This window comes from Phocaeicola faecalis, from assembly GCF_021730445.1.
Taxonomy (GTDB): Bacteria; Bacteroidota; Bacteroidia; order Bacteroidales; family Bacteroidaceae; genus Phocaeicola; species Phocaeicola faecalis.
This window is the reverse complement of the sequence record NZ_JADNRM010000002.1, coordinates 1-17,592: the sequence shown is the minus strand read 5'-3', so window position 1 is coordinate 17,592 and position 17,592 is coordinate 1. Positions and strand designations below refer to the sequence as shown.

Genomic DNA, 17,592 nt, shown 5'->3' with positions numbered 1-17,592 from the left:
AAGAAATCATTGGTTGAAAGCGTATTTTCAGGAATGCGTCAGACAATGCAGATGTTATAGATTTCAAATATTGTTCCCTCATGTTGAATTTACTATTTTTCCGTTACTTACCAAGTAACGGAAAAATAGTACTGCCAGAATGGTGAAAACAAGGGTTTTGCTTGGAAATTTAACGAAATAAGACACACAATGGAGTAAATAAGAGAAATAAGTGGATAGTCCGTTTTTGAGCAGTCAAGGACGGGGAAGAGATTCATATACCTTTATAGTAAGAATGGGGTGCTTTATGTCGTTCTATTTAAATCTGTGTCGAGTTACGAATGAAATTTTAAAAAAGCAATGAGAAAATCATATCTTTTATTTTGAAAAATAAAAAAAAACGTTTAAGTTTGTCGGACTGAATGGCGTTACTTGGTAAGTAACGCTTCTTTTTTTAACAGACTGTCACACATCGTTTTCACGCGGCTTCCCCGCTTCTCATAACGGATAATATCAACCCGTCATTTGCTGCATCAACCTTTTCATTTTCAAAAGGCTTCAGATAAGTTTCGGTCACCTTGATGGACGAGTGTCCCAATGCCTTGCTGATAATCCCGATGGGAATGCCGGCATGAAAAGCAAGCGTGGCCCATGTGTGCCGAGGGGTGTAGGAACTCAGCTTCACATCGGGCAGCAACAGTTCCGCCATCTTTTTCAGCAGTCGGTTGAATTTTCTCAAAGCGTCCAGATAATTTTCATACTGTTTCTTTTCATCCTCTATATCCTTATTTAAAATGGGAAACAGATAGTCGGAATCCGGATGCTTGTTGCGGAACGCCTCGAACAATTCTATCGCCTCTTTGGGGATGCGCAAGGTGATATGGCGTTTTGTTTTATGCCGGGAATATGAAATTGTATTTCCTTTTACATCCTGTTTCCGCAGGCTGGCAAGGTCGATGAACGGCATCCCGCGGAATAAGAACATCAGCAGGAAATAGGCCAGCGCGCACCTTATCTCTTCCGGCAGTCTCTCAAAATCCGTTTTGAGCAATGCCTGCATTTGTTCATCTGAAAGTGAGCGTTTCGTTTGTGACTCCACTTTGGTATATACGTCATCGAACAAAGTCGGTTCGTAGGGCATCCGTTTGTTTGCCACCAGGCGGTTGTGTACCGCTTTCAGGGTACGCATATAGGTGGACACGGTGTTCCATTTCGCCTTGTTGTTGCGTAGCCAATTCTCGTATTCCTTCAGTCTGCCTTTGGTGAACATTTCCTCGAAGGTCATTTTAAACACCTTCTCTGTGGAAAATGTGATGACCGAGTTCATCGTAGAGGTATAGGTATGCACCGCCGGATGCTTCTTGTCTTCTTTCAACTTCCGGATAACCGTCATCATATAAGCGACTAGTTCTGCAGCTTCTGTTATTTTTGTCTCATTCATAATTCTCTGTTTTTTTAGTTCAATATTCCTTGTCCTGCTTGAACACGGGCACGGATGGAATAGTTTGTGAATGCAAAGTAAAGGATGTTAGGGAGTAACAAAGAAGGAAAGGCGAGAGGATTTCTCCGTTTATGGGTTTTTCGGATTTTTATTTCTATTATGGGTATGGAATATACATTCGGTCGACAACAAACAGATAGCATTAACAATGATAAGTTGTGCATCATTGTGCTCTCATGCTCTCACCATATATATAACAAGCTAATTATAAATGACTTATGTGATGATAGTAAAAAATGTTAGCTCTCACTTGTACTCTCATGCTCTCACTACATTTTGAAGCATATTTCCGCATAACACACTTTCTATCAGCTATATAGTCTTTTTTACAGGCTGTTCCGGCTTGATATAGAGTAGGGTGTTTTCAGACGTTTTCATTATAAAAAGTGCGCATAAAGCATGGAATATAACAGTTGACGAAATCTTGGCGGGGTAAAGAACAAGACGTTTTCAAAAAAGCTCGTTATCTTTTTGGAAAAGCTCTTGCTCTTTTTTTAAAAGCTCGTTATCTTTTTGGAAAAGCTCTTGCTCTTTTTTTTAAATGCCCTTGTCTTTTGGGAGGTGGATGATTGCACGTACGTACGTATAAGCCCACACGTATATATGTATAGCCCTACACATACGTATGTGTGGCTTCATGCGGACGTACGTGTGAAGTACTATTGGAATACGCGTGAAGTTTTTTATGAATATAGCAAAATAGTTATGTTTTTATTTGGTAGTTTATAGCAAAAACGCTATATTTGCACTGTCTTAATAAATAAACGGTCTTTTACATTGTGAAGTACAATCAGTTTTTTGCGGAATTGACCGCAGCGGGTTGTTACGTTCTTAGGCATGGGGCTAACCATGATATTTGGTATAGTCCTAAGACGGGAAACAAGTTCGCTTTGTCAAGGCATGGCAAACAAGAAGTACCTACCGGAATGGAACGTAAAGCAAGAAAGGTCCTTTTGGGGGAGTAATCCCCCTGCCTTTTGCGCTTCATGGCTGGAAGATTGTTTTTGTTGAGACAATGGGGTACGGTAATAGTGCCGTACTCCTATTTTAATGAAATGGATATGAAAGTAACTGTTATCATGGAAAAGGCGAGCGATGGGTATTACTCATGCTTTGTTGAGGAAGATTTACCTGGCTTTGGTTTGGCTGGATATGGAGATACAGCAGAAGCCGCCAAAGAGGATATGATGAAAGCGTATGAAGAAATAAAGGAAATGCAGGCAGAAGAAGGCAAGGAGGTGCCGGAACTGGACTTCACCTACAAATATGATATGCAATCCTTTTTCAACTATTTCTCATTTCTGAATGTTACCAAAGTGGCAGAGTTGGCAGGTATCAACGCTTCATTGATGAGGCAATACACTTCCGGGGTGACAGCAGCCGGACAAAAGCAATACGATAAGATAAGGGTAGCGGTGGAACGTATTTCTAAAGAACTTGCCGCAGCTACTTTCTAAAGATAGTGTACCGCTGTGAAGCGTGACCGTTTAATTAAGACAATGAAACCCCGTTCCTTAATTGGTTCGGGGTTCTTTTGTTCCTACAGTCTTGATGTTCGGATTGACCCGATGTTAACCTGACCTGAGTTGTGCAAATGTTGTGCAACTCATGTAATAAGAAAACCGCAAATAGCTAATAATAAAGCTTTTGCGGTTTTACCATGTGATTCCGCTGCGATTCGAACGCAGGACCCACGCCTTAGAAGGGCGTTGCTCTATCCAGCTGAGCTACGGAACCATCCTTGTTTGCGGGTGCAAAGGTAATAGCTTTTATCAAAAGTTCCAAAAATATCAGAGTTTTTTTTCTCTCATAACTCACTTTTTTCTATTTAACATCCCGATAAAAGGAATAAAACAACAAATATGATAGGCGTAAACCACTATGTTTGAGTCTATTCCAATCCATTCAGTCAAATTAGTATATAGCAACGAAGAGAAGAACTGAACAATAAAAAACAAAATAACAAAGTAATCGGCAAAGCGAATAAACAAGAAAGTCATTCCTCGAATTATATCTCTGTCATTACGAAAGCGCCCGGAAGTATAGCCAAAAACTACTCCTGATAAACCTATCCCGAATGAAATAAGATAATATATGCCTTGTTGAAAAGGTGAATTCTCTATGGAACCGGTAATGCTTCGCAATATAGTCCAAGGAGCAAAAGTAGTCATGATGATTATCAACGAATAGATAAACAAAATACAGGCAGAAAACAGTAAGGCACGCTTTTCTTTTCGCGTCAACTGCTTTCCTCTCTTCAAAATCCTGCCAATGGCATTAGCCATGCCACTATAATATGCTACTCCAAGACCGAAGAATAAAATCATTACAATCCCCAAGGCAGGAGTTTTAACATAATTACCTGTAATATGTCTAAGTTCCCAACGGATACCTTCCGGACTAAGCAGGCTTTGCACAGTACCAAGTCCATAAATACTGCCTATCCATGAGACCAATGCCACTATTACTGTCAATAAAAAGAATAATGTAGCTACATGGGGAAAATAGTAATTATTCTTCATCCGGCTCTAAATTGTCAATATCAATGATACGTAACTCTAAAGCACGTGTTACGAGACGGCACGCGTTGACACCACTTCGCTCATCAAGAGTAAACAAGCGATTAATAAGTTCGTTTTGGCGCTTTTCTATTGATTTTACACCGAAAGGCATACCTTTTAGATTTGTAATCATTTCTTTGGTATACCCTAGTGCTAAATGACGAAGAAGACGTTCGTCATATTCATCAATATCATAATTGATGATAGCTTCCTGACGACGTTGCTCTTGCGCGACAGACTGTTTGAAGCGTTCTATTATTTTTTCAAGTATGGGGTAATTAAATACAAATTTCTTACCATCCATTACGGCTTGCACATCGGTCGCTGTCAGAAGCTCGCCTGTTTTGAGAATAATGCCATCTGCACCGGCATTCAAAACATCTACCCAAAGCTTTTCATTTAATACCTCACCGGTGAATATAAGTACTTTTATTTCAGGGTGATTCTTCCGCAAAGAAGAACATATATCTACTCCTATGGTAGTGGATCCCCCCAGTCCTAAATCGAGTAATACCATATCAGGAGTATGTACTTTAAGAAGTTCCCAAAATTCATTTTCAGTCATAGCTGTACCAATCACCTCGGCATTAGGAATTTCGTGTCTGAATATCTCTTCAGTACCTTTTAGTTCTAACTTAACGTCTTCAACAATTATAACTTTAAATTTCTTGCTTTCCATATTGTCTTGATTTATTATATTTCATTATTGTTATTTTGCGGGAATAGTAAACCATACCATAAAACCTCCATTGCTTACCGGCTGGGCATTAATACGGCAACCACGCCGGCCTGCAAACTCGTCATGGTCACGGATTACCTGTTTGCATATTAAATATTCCGTACCTGTCAGCACTCCTTCGCTACCACGTTTCATTCGTGATAAATGTGGATAGAATAGTTGATTCAGTTCTTCTTGAGTCTTATCGCGACGCTGGTCTATAAAGTCGAACCTGACAAAGTCTTTATCCTTATATATATGTAGGTATAGACTTCCGTCAACTTCATAAGACAAAGCTTCATCTATTAAATTTTCAAGCATATATTTTAATTGAATCATATCTCCAAGCATTGAAACATTTTCCACTTCTATTTTTAGCTCCACTTTACAAAGAAGTCGCTTCCCTGCACGTTTCATGTAACGTTTTGCATAATCAGCTAAATCCTGAGCCTTCACAATGCCGCGCTTGAAAGTTATTTCCTCTAATTGACGGGCAGCACAGGAACTTAATATCGTGAAAATATCTTTATAATAGCTGATTAGCTCGTTTATGGTTTCTATCTGTTTTCTCTCGTTTTCATGAACCGGTTCATTGTTTAGTTTGTCAATAATCTGTTTTATTTTATTGGGATAATAAATAGTTTCATGCTTGATGGTGGACAAACAGTTGTCCAAAACTAAATTTTGTACATGAAGCTGATTCTCTTCGCGGATAGCCCGACGAGCATCGTCTTGAGCTGTCTCTATATCACGATATTTTTGTGCCATCAGTACTACCGCATTATAAGCGATTATAGCGACATATCCGGCTACCAACTCTACCATTAAACGGTCATCTTCGCGCTCGCTGTCAAATGAACATTTTAAGGCCAGCACACCGGTACAACGATTCTCTCCTCCGGTTTCCACCCACAAAGGGAGGCATTTAATGCGATTTTTCTCCGTCCAATATATCGTCTGCGTTTCAAAGCAACGTGCCATAAGTTCGCGCATATCTTCGTTTTCTTCATCTGATAAAGAAAAACCGTATTTCAAATTATGACTGTCTTCACTATAAACGGCTATGCCGAGTATATCAATGGCAATCAATTCATCCATTCCTTCAAACATGGCGTTGACTAAACATTCTGCAATGTCTTTGTCGGTCTGTCCGGTCAATAATGACCCTGTAAAGGCCTGCTTGTTTATCTCAAGAACTTGCTCCAAATTATATCTATACATCAAACGATGGCGAAAATAGAGCAAATAATAACCTATCAGCAATAACATCAATATGACGATACAAAGAATGATAGCGACAATCTTATTATTTGCCGACAGTTGCATTTGCCGGCAATATTCCTCAAGAGAAGTGTCTTCACTAATCTGTTTATAAAGAGCTGTATATGCATTGTTGTTGTATCGATAAGCATCCAAATGACCCAATGCCAAAAATGCCACAGCCGATTCATTACGTACGTCTAGCAGGGTATAATAATCCGTGTCAAAATGATTGTTGAACCACTCCAGTTCGGCTGCAGTTCCTTCGCCTTCTAATCTCAATAAAGGTGTTGTTTGATGGGAGTATTGTTTATAGTGGGCATTCAGGCAAAATAAAGCACTGTCGGCATATGATAAGGCTTGTTGGTAAAGTCCTTCGATATTGCAATTATATACGTCATAAGCATATTCATTTGCTGCCGTCAACCATCTGTCATAGCGTTGGATGGAATCCTCCGGCGTCATTGCTTCCTGACGTTCCAAATGTTTTTCTCCACAACCGGTCAATAGCGATAGGGTAGATATAAGAATTAGCATCAGCATTTTCCGTACCCCTTTAGGGAGACGAAAATAAAAGCGACTGCCTTTACCCAGTTCACTTTCAATATTAAATGTACATATTCGAAAGATATCGTTCGTTTTTCTATATTTATCGATAATGCCTTTGCAATTCATCAATCCGAATCCATGGCCTTTGTTCTTTTGAAGTTCTGTCGCATTTTCTGCATTTTGTAAACCAATTTTCCCGGAATCATATACTTTTTCACTCAGTATTCGTTCTTTGTCTTCTACAGAAAGCCCCGAACCATTATCTTGAATCGATATTTCTATGTAATTTTCTGTCTCTTCTGCATATACGGAAATTATCCCTCCTTGTTGGGTATACTTACGGGCATTTTCCGTTAAGGTGTTAATCATAAAGAGTGTTAGTGCCTTATCTGCTTTAACTACGGCCTCAGTTGGTATGACCGTCAATGTTTGTTGCTTCATCTCGAAGGTCTTTCTTCCTTTAACTAAGACCTTAAATAAATCATTTAATTCAAAATTTTCAATACTTAAGCTCAGTGTTCCCTGCTTCATTTTTATCCATAAGGCAAGGATGTCGTTATACTCGTTGATGCGGGTTATCAATTCGTCTATATAGCGATATTTACTATTCTTAATATCTTCATTGTCAATATAGTTGTTCGCTGTAAGTTTATGTGTCTCATTTATAATACGGTCGATATAAGGCATAATACCCGTAACAATGAAGAGGCATGCCTTCTTTACCAGATTCTGCCGTTTGTTTTCCGCCAAATGTTGTTCGTGTATATATTGTTCTTTTTCCAGCCGCTTGCGTTCATCACCCAATGAAATGAAAGCCAGTCCGTTTTCTAATGTCCATGATATATAAGGAATTATAACTCTCATCAAATCCTTGTCATCCTTTTTCATTTTCTGTGAAGAATATAAGTTTATTTCTCCTAACGGTTGCTCTTTGCTGGGAACACTTAGAATAAACCGGGTACAAATGCCGTCATATCGCATCGGCTGTTCCATGTCGCTTTCGTAAACGATAATCTGTAATTGTGAGGCTCCTATCAATTGCAGGATATCTTTGCCTATTGCAGTGTGCATGGCCCTTATGACATCATCCACTTCATTTGCATCCGAAGGCACGGAAGCCGTAATCTTTCTACAAATATCGAGAGTGTGTTTCAACTTGGCAATATATAAAGTATTGCGAACTTTCCAGCGTTTGTTTAGTATCCAGAATAATACAATCAATACTATAATTCCGATAATGACAACAGCCAATAAGCCGGTTAATTGCTCGGATTCTTTTTCTAATGCAACATAGCGGCTTTCCAGTTCTTTGTCTTGACGTGTATAATCAAGTATGTCAAGGTAAATATTTCTGTTATAATCAGATTCTGGTTTCATTCCCAGAGCGGCATAAGTTACACTGAGTTGTTCACGAAAACGGGCAATCCATTCGGGAACAGTTTTGATACCGCCATCATTAATCCATTGAAGTTCGATGGAAGTGGATGCCATCGGAACATAGGGGCGAAGGCGGTCTGTCGTATCCGTACAATGATAGAATTTTTCATGGTGGCGGTTTACATATCCTAACGCCTCGGATAGATAATTTAATGCTTCCTCATATCTTCCTTGCTCATTGCAACAAGAAGCCAGAGTACGATAAGTTCCCGATATCTGATATAAATCTCCGTATGTCTTAAATAGCTGTAGGGCGTTTCCGGCAAAAGACATCACCAATTCTTCCCATGGTAAATCTTCTGTATTAATACCTCTCATCACACTGGGGCGGCGTGCCATCAACAAATCATAATTTTTCTTCTCTTTCAGTAATTCCGCCATTGCTTGCGAAGCATTAGCTTCAAAGTATACATACCCTAAATCGTGACTGATACGCAAGCAATCTACTAAATAATTAAATTCACCCAATACAACTTCTTCCTGTGTAGGTGCTTCATACATACCTCCTGAGCCTTTCATGTAATAATAGTAGAGAAGTTGTGCCGTATCGCGCTCCAATTCTTCGTCGACTTTAATTTCATTTATAGCTTCTAAAGATTGTTGCTCTTGCTGTAGATAATAATAGTAAATGGCTGATGCAATTGAAAACTCCGAATGTGCATAGTTCAAACGTTCTAATATCATGGGCTCGGTGATGGCAGAACGGTCATCGTTAATACGCTTCATACGACGTAAAGCACTGTTGCGGTAATCATAAAATTCTTTGTTCATGGCCGTACGCTGACAAATTTTCATCATACCAATATCGGCTATCAGGCACTCAAGTTCATTGGTCGTGGTTTCGTAAACCTGTTGAAAGAATTTTTCTGCCGTTTCAAAATCCATGTGAATAAAGGCACAAAATCCCATGTTGTTTAGTGCTTCGGCACGCAAAGAAGAGTTTCCCAAAGAAAAACGATATGCTTCATGGGCGGCTTTACAAGAAGTTTCTAAATCTTTGTAACGCAATTTGTAAGCCACCTGATTTAGCGAGTCAGCTTGAAGGTATAAAGATACATCTTTCTCATCTCCACACGAGAAGAAACTTCCTGTGGTTATCAATATACTTGCACAAATAAGCAATAAACGCATTTTCTTCATGGATATTTTTCTCTGGGTTATAAGCAAAAAACAAAAATACAAAAAATCCGATTATTCCATAAGGCAAAAACGAATAAGTATCAAAGAAAAAAAGATTAATCCTTCAAAGCATGAAGATGATAAAGAATAGGGGACAATGAATTGCGTAATAAAAGTTACCCTCGCCACAGGTGTTGTAGCGAGGGTGATTTCAATAAAAGGGGAGTGTTGACACATCTCCTTTCTTTGTTCTCAAATAATCAAGAAATTACTTTTTAGAATCTTCCAAAGAAGCTTTTCTAAATTCTTTCAGTAATTTTTCCAGTTCTAAAGAAGCTTTGCGTGCACGTGTGCCTGCTGCTTTATTACCTTTTTCTGCCTGCAATTCAGCATCTGTAAAGAATGCATTACTTAATTCCTTGATTTTTGCAACTAAATCGTTCATCTTACTATTTATTTATTAATTATTAAATCAGATTCAAATTAAATCCTTTTTTGTTAGAATATGCTTTAACCTGCTTATTTTTTACGGTTTTTCAACATTTTCAGCTGAAAAGATAGACAATGATACCTGTTATACACACATACACCAATGCATAGGGGATTGCCGCTTTTAAGATTTCCCCTTCTTTTCCTTGTTGATTTCCTGCAGAAGTCGCAATTGCAATGCTCTGAGGAGAAATAATTTTCCCTCCTGTTGCTCCTACGGTATTTGCTGCTGATAACCAATCGGGGCTTACCTGAATATGGCCTGCAACACTAGCTTGTAATTTGCCGAATAGGATATTGGAAGAGGTGTCACTACCTGTAATGAATGTGCCCAAGCAACCGATTACGGGTGCAAAAAGCGGATAAAGCTTTCCGGTGGCGGTAGCAAGTGCAGTGGCTATCACAGATATCATACCGGCGGTATCCATGACGGTGGAGAGTCCTACTAGACAAATCACTGTGATAAATGTTTTTTCTAATTGTTTGACCGTTTTCCAAAGCACAACAAACAGTTCCTTGACAGTTGCTCCTTGAATAAGACCACCTGCGAATGTACCCACAAAGAGTAAAATACCTGCATGAGTCAGCCACGAGATTGTATAATTCACCGTCGATGTATTGATGGGAAGGCTGATGCGCGTTACCCAATTATTCTCTAACGTATTTCGCAGTCCTGGAAATAATGGGCTTGTCACAATTATCAATAAAAGAATAAGGAGGTAAATGCTCCACGCTTTGAATATATCTTTGCTTTTTAAAGTGTTTTCTCGATTCCTTTCTTCTTTTGTTGCTGTCAATTTGCCATATAAAACAATAACAATAATGGATAATATACTTCCAATGATAGCAGGAGATTCGGCACCCATATAACGTGCTGCTATATATTGGCTTCCCAAAGAAACACTGCCTACCAATAGTGCTAGTAGTACGTTTTTAGGTAGTGATTTTAATTTAGGGTCTGTAAGGAAGAGTAATATTAATGGAATTAAAAACATCAAGACTGAAAGTTGGAGGACAACATTTGTGCTTAATGTTTGTACATTCAGGCTTGTTTCTTTGGCAAGTACAAGCACTGGTGTACCAATAGCACCGAAAGCTGTGGCAACACTGTTGGCAATCAGACTGACTGTTGCCGAAAAAATTGGTTTAAATCCTAAACTAATCAGAATGGCAGCAGGAATGGCTACGGCTGTTCCAAATCCGGCCATAGCCTCTAGCAATCCTCCGAAGCCCCATGTAAGCAATAACACCTGAATGCTTTTATCTGTCGAGATAGAAGAAAATTGCTGTTTAATAATCTCCATTTTCTCCGTTTTAAGCAAAACATTATAACTGAATATGGCCATCAGGATAATAATCAAAATGGGTGAGACGGCTTTCAACGCTCCATAAAGAAAGGAGAATAATAAATCATCCAAAGGAAAATGAAACCCGAAAAAGGCAATCAGCATGGTGACCACCAAAGATATAATACTGCTTTTTTCACCTGACATTTTAAAAAATGCCATTAGTATAATCAGTAATAATATGGGAACTATGGCTATAATCAGATTCATATAGTTAATGAGGTTTATTAATTTATTATAAAACAACAGTGCATATAAAGTTAAAGTTCACGTTATGGGAACACAATTAACATCAATTTATAGAAGATATCTTTTTGTCTCTTTTTAAGATGCTCATCAGTAATTGGGGTTATAATATCAGTGATTTATCTACTAATTCTCTATTATTATGGTTTTATCTTTGCGGCATCAAAAAGAATAATATAAATTCAAATAATGAAATTATGTATTTAGAAAAAGTAAATTCTCCTCAGGACATTAAAGGATTATCTGAAAAGCAGCTCAACCAGCTGGCTGATGAAATTCGTGGCGTACTGCTTGTCAAACTAAGTGCACATGGTGGTCACATTGGTCCTAATTTAGGTATGGTTGAAGCTACCATTGCCTTACATTATGTCTTTGATTCGCCCAAAGACAAAATAGTATACGATGTATCCCATCAAAGTTATACTCATAAAATATTGACAGGACGTAAAGAAGCTTTCCTTAATCCTAATGACTATGATGCAGTTTCGGGTTACACTAACCCTCAAGAAAGTGAACATGACTTTTTTACTGTTGGTCATACTTCTACGTCTGTAAGTCTTGCATGTGGTCTTGCTAAAGCTAGAGACTTGAAAGGGGAAGATGGGAATGTTATTGCCGTTATTGGTGACGGGTCTCTGAGTGGTGGCGAAGCCTATGAAGGACTAAGCAATGCCGGTGAAATGAGAACTAATTTAATTATTATCGTAAATGACAACGATATGTCTATTGCCGAAAATCATGGTGGGTTATATCGTAATTTGCAAGAACTGAGAAGCAGTAACGGTACTGCTTCCTGTAATTTTTTTCGTTCTCTCGGACTGGAATATTTTTATATAGAAGATGGAAATTATATTCCGGCATTAATCAAGACTTTTAATAAAGTGAAGAATACTTCTCATCCTACAGTGGTGCATATCCATACTCAAAAAGGAAAAGGTTATGCTTTGGCAGAAGCTGACCGTGAAAAATTTCATTGGGGTATGCCTTTTGATTTGACTACAGGAAAACCCAAAATGGACTTCAGTAATGTAGAAGATTATTGTGAGTTGACAGGCAAATTTTTATTAGAACAAATGAAAAAGGACCCGACTATAGTTGCTATCACATCAGGTACGCCTTCTGTTATTGGTTTTACTCCCGAAATGAGGCAAGAAGCAGGTAGGCAATTTATTGATGTGGGAATTGCTGAGGAACATGCAGTGGCACTTGCTTCGGGAATTGCTGCAGGAGGTGGTCGGCCGGTATATGGTGTTTATAGTACTTTTATTCAACGCTGTTACGACCAGCTGTCACAAGACTTGTGTATTAATGGTAATTCGGCTGTGATTTCTGTATTTATGGGAACAGTAGCAGGTATGAATGATGTAACTCATTTGGGAATCTTTGATATTCCTCTTATAAGTAATATCCCGAATATTGTATATTTGGCACCGACCTGTAAAGAAGAATATTTTGCGATGTTGGAGTGGGGTATTCATCAAACGAAGTATCCGGTAGCCATTCGTGTGCCGGGGGGTGACGTAGTACAAAGTGGCGAGGTCCCTGATAAAGATTACAGTAACCTTAATCATTATAAAATAACTCGGCAAGGGAATACTGTGGCTGTTGTTGCTTTAGGGGCTTTTTATTTATTAGGTAAACAGATTGTGGAAAATCTGAAAGTAGAAACTGGTATCGAAGCGACCCTTATTAACCCAAGATATATTACAGGGATTGATTATGAAATGCTGAATCTATTAGAGGACAATCATCAGCTGGTCATTACTTTGGAAGACGGAATATTGGATGGTGGTTTCGGAGAGAAACTTGCTCGGTATTATGGTAGTTCCGACATGAAAGTACTAAACTATGGATTGCAAAAAGAATTTGTCGATCGTTATGATGTAAAAGAATTAATGCAGAATAACAGATTGACCGTGAGTCAAATTGTTGAAGATATAAAGGAGGCTGTTCTGTGACATTTGACAGAGATATAAAGTCATGTTTTACGCATATTAAAGGATAATGTCCTGCCTTACAATTGTATAAAAAGAGGATGCCCGAAAACGATGGCGCTAAAAAATACCTCATTTTAGGCTCCCTCTCCGTTCCAATCAAAAAATCACAGAGAAAGAAGTTTCATTAACCAAAGACTTTTTTTCTTTGTGGTTTTATTCTTTTATGAAGGATATACGCGATAGGAATCCTCAATTTTCTTTCAAAAAGTCTATTATTTGCCTCTTGCTTGTCGCATGCTTCTCTGAGCGGACATTGCCTGCATCTTTTTCACAAGGGAAGGGGGCAATCTGGATTGAGACCCGGAAAATATTTGTATGACATATCCGTATAGGAACGAGCCACAAGATTCCTGGTGGAAGGAAACCGGATGCATGGTCTTCAGCAAAAGGTATTTGAACAATATTATGGGAATGACAGCTACATGCCCCATATCTTTACTGCAGTTCCTAAATTACTACTGACCTCTTTTCTGATATTAGTGGGAAGTATAAAATCAAAAGACCCTAGCCTAAGCCAGAGTCCTTTTTTGATATGATGAGCCGCACGCTTGCGGGAAGCATTTGCAAATATAGGAAAAGATTCTGACTTTCCATAAAAATACTCAATTAAATTTTTATTTTACGCTATATTTCTTTTAAAGTACGTTTTCTTCCTTTGTTTTTGAGGATACTCCCCTTTGTAGTATCTTTCTTGCTTTATTTGAAATAGCTTATCATATTCGTTTATTTGGCGTTTAGTGTACAAATATTATATCAATTCCATCCTTAATATAATTAATTAGCTTAAGAATAAAGTTTATTTTTAGAGAAAAAACATGAAGGTATTGAAAGTTTTCATTAGTAAGCATTCAGCTTGGTCTATGTTTCTCTCAATTCTTTTTCTTCCTACCTTTGTCCTTTCATAAGAATTTTAACTTAGTCTATTATGTGTTTCATATTAGTATTTTCTAGTATAAGTCAATAATCCGGTGGAATGCTCTATTTAAATAGGAAAAACACACTTTTCTCCGTGTCACACGAGGCAGCGCATGCAGCGGCAATATTTTTTCACTGATGGAATGTTACAGGGAAAATAAGGTGAATCCCAAACGATGGATGCAGGAGGTGTTAATTAGAGTATAGGATAAAGAAGGAGAAGAGAAATACGGCTATTCCGATTGGCTGCCGTTTAATTTTATTGTAATCTGGAACGAAAAACGGACTAGGCCGAATGCTTACTTTTTATTGAGAGAAAACTATTATAATCATTTATTTGTATGCCTTTGTCGTATATAAGAAATGGAATGTTTTTTTGCAAAATATCAATATACTATAAATAAATGTATTGTAAATGCATTTTTCTTTTTAGCAATTATTTTCATATTAACATACTTTTATTTCATTCGTTGTGAACATTTCTGTTTCTCTGTGCGTTATTATAATGTGTTTTTCATAGTATTAGATTAAAGGTTGAAGATTGCATCGGCTTGCGATAAGTAGTTGCATCTGAAGTAGAAGCGTCTACTATAAAAATATAAAGAGGCTGCCTTCATTCCTAAAGACAGCCTTTTTTATTTGTTTATCTCTCGCCTTTTTGGGGGAGGGATATTGATATTTTCTTTATTTTTCTTTAGATTGAATAGAATGCCAAGGGATGGCGTCTATAGTGGGCAAATCCTTTCCTGCTTCTATCAGACTGCTGATGATATAGTCTCTGGCGGTAGGGTTCTGGAATGGATACAATTCAAATTCAGGTAATACAGATACAAAATGTTCCATGATTTCGGCTTGGATAGATTCATAACTAGTCCAGTTCTTATTGGCGGAGAAACAATAAATCTGTATTGGTAGTCCGTTTTCAGTTGGAGCTAGTGTACGTACCATGAGTAGCAAATTATTACTAATGAAAGGGTGTCGTCTAAGATACATGGCCATATAAGCTCGAAGTAGCCCTACATTTGTATCTATGGTACCATTTACTAAACCGTCTGGATTTTCTGTGTTTATTACCTTTCCTTCAGCTGCCTGTTTCTGCTTGAGGGTGATGAATTGTGATAGTTCTACATCAAATCCTTTCATTTTTTCTAAAAACTCTGGTGTGCATGGTTTTATATAGTCCAATTTCAAAGTATATTCGCGCATAATACGTCGTCCACCAGACTCAGTCATACCACGCCAGTTGATGAAAGAACCTGAAACTAATGAGTAGGGGGGGATAGTAACAATGGTATTATCAAAGTTCTGAACTTTTACAATATTCAGAGTGATGTCCGTAACAATACCGTTAACGTTATTTTGAGGCATTTCAATCCAGTCACCAATGTGAATCATATCATTTTCGGAGAGTAATACACCGGCTACAAATCCTAAAATGGTGTCTTTAAAAATTAACATAAGCACGGCTGCAAATGCTCCTAATCCCGTAATCAAATTAAGAGGTGACTTATTTATCAGAATAGAAATAATTACAATAACGGCAATGCAAGAAAAAATAACTTGAAAGATTTGTATGAATCCTTTCATTGGCTTATTTTGTAATTGCTCTTTGGCCATTAGCACATCGCCGACTGAGTTCAGGATAGCATTGACTGAGAAGAGTAAAGCAATGAAGAAATAAATCCACGTAATTTTTTCACTCACAATAAACCAAGTGGAGTGATAGTCGAAAGCAAACGGTAGTAACGAAGCTATGATAAGGGGTGGAATGATGGCTGATATTTTTCTCAATGCATTGTATTCTATCAGTGAACTGAGTATTCCTATCTGCCTGTATTTCAGTACTCTACGTGTGAAATGCAAAGTAATGTAATGTATAGCTGTTCCGATTGCAAAAGCTATGATAATAATAAAAATAAGAAAGATAATTTCATCCAACTTATTTAATATAGAATGTGGAATCCCTATCCATAAAAGAAGAGTTTTAATCCAAGTCAGTAAAGTTTGAGCAAATTCATTTGTATTCATATTCTGATTATATATTTTTCTATATAACCAAAAAGGATAAATTTTGTTTTATCAAAAGAAAAGCTGATATTCTCCTCTTTTGTATTTTCTCAAGAATGAAGAGAATATCTGCCTTGTCTTTTTCCATTTACTTTTTATACACAATCATTGTATTATTGAATCTTTCTGCAGAAGAATGTTGCATATAATGAAATATGCCCAAACTCAGCGTGAAGAATGCTAATGTAACAGAAATAACTCCAAATACAACTTTTCCAATAGATTTAGTTTCCATGTGTCTTTATTAATTAGTTTAGTTACGTATTATATTCATTTATTATAATGCTCAAGAAGCGATAATACTGCATGGATTATTATTATTTAAGAAAAAATAAATTGCAGTAGTCGTCAGTTTGCTCTAGTTGAATCGACAAAGTTAGTATAATTATGCGATATATAATAACTTAATCTGTGTTTTTTACGAAAAAGTTATTTTGATTGAATAGATAATCGAAATTTTGGATAATGTTAACTATGGTGTAAGTGCAATTTGGGGAATATAAGAAAGCGTTTGTCAAGAGGGGGGACAAATGAATCCAATCCGGATACGGGACGGAGCCTGCCACAATGACATATATCCGTGTGGTCTTATGCGTACGTATGTGTCTGCCCTAGAACATTTCACTTTAAGCTATCGGGAGTGTGTCCAAACTAAACCGGGCTATCCCATCGTCAGCTGTAGGGGCAGGGTTTGCCTGCCCGAAGACACAAAGCAAACTGTTTTCGGGCGAGCGAACCTCGCCCCTACGAACGAAACGACAGCATTATCCACGTTTTGACACCTACCTAGCGTAAATGAAATCGTTATCGAAAAAGTTCAAAGGCATTGTATTCCTTTTTTTACGAATGAAAGGAGGCTGAAGGGGCGGTGAGGGGATGCCCCTTCACTACCGGAACCCCCATCTACAGGGCGTTTCAACGACTAATGAAAGGAGGAAGGAAGAGACCGGTTTTCCGTTTGTAAGGTGAAAAAACACAGCCGGCTTTAGTGGATTCAGCCATCGTATGACAAGCCGTTGATGGGAAAGTCCGGGAACCGGGATTGCACCCTGTACCTGCCGCGGACTTTTGTAACCGGTTCGATTTTCCCCTCCCCCTTCATGCGCGTACATGCGCGCCCGCAATATAGTAATGTGTCTTCATATTCTCCCCGTTTTGTCCCTTTCAAAAAAAATCTCGTTATGTCCTGTTGTAAATCAGCGTGTTACAAAAAAGTTTGTGCTTACAATATAAAAAGTCCGGCTAAATGTTTTGCGTTTCCATAAAAAGCCCCTACTTTTGCATCCGCTTTCGGGAGAGAAAGTCACAGTGAAATGACTTGGTGTATCAGAAGTGAGAGTCGGCCTTCGGACAGCCTCTGCACCCAGTATCTTACCTTAGCCGTGCTAAGGGAGCGAGAACGGATAAG

General features: G+C 38.0%; 10 protein-coding genes and 1 tRNA gene. 3 read left to right on the top strand and 8 right to left on the bottom strand.

Annotated elements, in window-relative coordinates:
* Nucleotides 1-457 precede the first annotated feature (457 nt).
* Nucleotides 458-1,420, bottom strand: coding sequence for a tyrosine-type recombinase/integrase (locus IR173_RS04190; protein WP_237038445.1), 963 nt, complete (start codon nucleotides 1,418-1,420; stop codon nucleotides 458-460).
* An 839-nt stretch (nucleotides 1,421-2,259) separates the two neighbouring features.
* Between IR173_RS04190 and IR173_RS18200 the strand changes: the two genes are divergently transcribed.
* On the top strand, nucleotides 2,260-2,445 hold the full coding sequence (locus tag IR173_RS18200; RefSeq protein WP_005652458.1) for a type II toxin-antitoxin system HicA family toxin: 186 nt from the start codon (nucleotides 2,260-2,262) through the stop codon (nucleotides 2,443-2,445).
* Nucleotides 2,446-2,541: 96 nt separating this feature from the next.
* Complete coding sequence (locus IR173_RS04185; RefSeq protein WP_237038444.1) at nucleotides 2,542-2,937, top strand: type II toxin-antitoxin system HicB family antitoxin; 396 nt, start codon at nucleotides 2,542-2,544, stop codon at nucleotides 2,935-2,937.
* Nucleotides 2,938-3,143: 206 nt separating this feature from the next.
* On the opposite strand, the gene IR173_RS04180 is transcribed toward IR173_RS04185, so the two are convergent.
* The 6 genes from IR173_RS04180 to IR173_RS04155 all read right to left on the bottom strand — a co-directional run bounded on the left by IR173_RS04180 (nucleotide 3,144) and on the right by IR173_RS04155 (nucleotide 11,169).
* Nucleotides 3,144-3,217: transfer RNA gene (locus IR173_RS04180), tRNA-Arg, on the bottom strand.
* 77 nt (nucleotides 3,218-3,294) lie between these two features.
* A complete protein-coding gene (locus IR173_RS04175) occupies nucleotides 3,295-4,002 on the bottom strand; it encodes an AbgT family transporter (protein WP_237038443.1) in 708 nt (235 codons plus the stop codon).
* Entirely contained in the window at nucleotides 3,992-4,720 is a 729-nt protein-coding gene (locus IR173_RS04170) for a DUF5932 domain-containing protein (protein WP_237038442.1), read from the bottom strand. The genes IR173_RS04175 and IR173_RS04170 overlap by 11 nt, the downstream gene beginning before the upstream one ends.
* A gap of 30 nt (nucleotides 4,721-4,750) precedes the next feature.
* A complete protein-coding gene (locus tag IR173_RS04165) occupies nucleotides 4,751-9,145 on the bottom strand; it encodes a DUF5113 domain-containing protein (RefSeq protein WP_237038441.1) in 4,395 nt (1,464 codons plus the stop codon).
* Nucleotides 9,146-9,392: 247 nt separating this feature from the next.
* Nucleotides 9,393-9,569 (bottom strand): histone H1, encoded by a 177-nt coding sequence (locus IR173_RS04160; RefSeq protein ID WP_237038440.1) that lies wholly within the window; start codon nucleotides 9,567-9,569, stop codon nucleotides 9,393-9,395.
* A 100-nt stretch (nucleotides 9,570-9,669) separates the two neighbouring features.
* Entirely contained in the window at nucleotides 9,670-11,169 is a 1,500-nt protein-coding gene (locus IR173_RS04155; RefSeq protein WP_237038439.1) for an L-lactate permease, read from the bottom strand.
* Nucleotides 11,170-11,402: 233 nt separating this feature from the next.
* On the opposite strand from IR173_RS04155, the gene IR173_RS04150 reads away from it, so the two are divergent.
* Complete coding sequence (locus tag IR173_RS04150) at nucleotides 11,403-13,163, top strand: 1-deoxy-D-xylulose-5-phosphate synthase (RefSeq protein ID WP_237038635.1); 1,761 nt, start codon at nucleotides 11,403-11,405, stop codon at nucleotides 13,161-13,163.
* A gap of 1,638 nt (nucleotides 13,164-14,801) precedes the next feature.
* On the opposite strand, the gene IR173_RS04140 is transcribed toward IR173_RS04150, so the two are convergent.
* Nucleotides 14,802-16,145, bottom strand: a complete 1,344-nt coding sequence (locus tag IR173_RS04140) for a mechanosensitive ion channel family protein (protein ID WP_237038438.1) — start codon at nucleotides 16,143-16,145, stop codon at nucleotides 14,802-14,804.
* Nucleotides 16,146-17,592 lie beyond the last annotated feature (1,447 nt).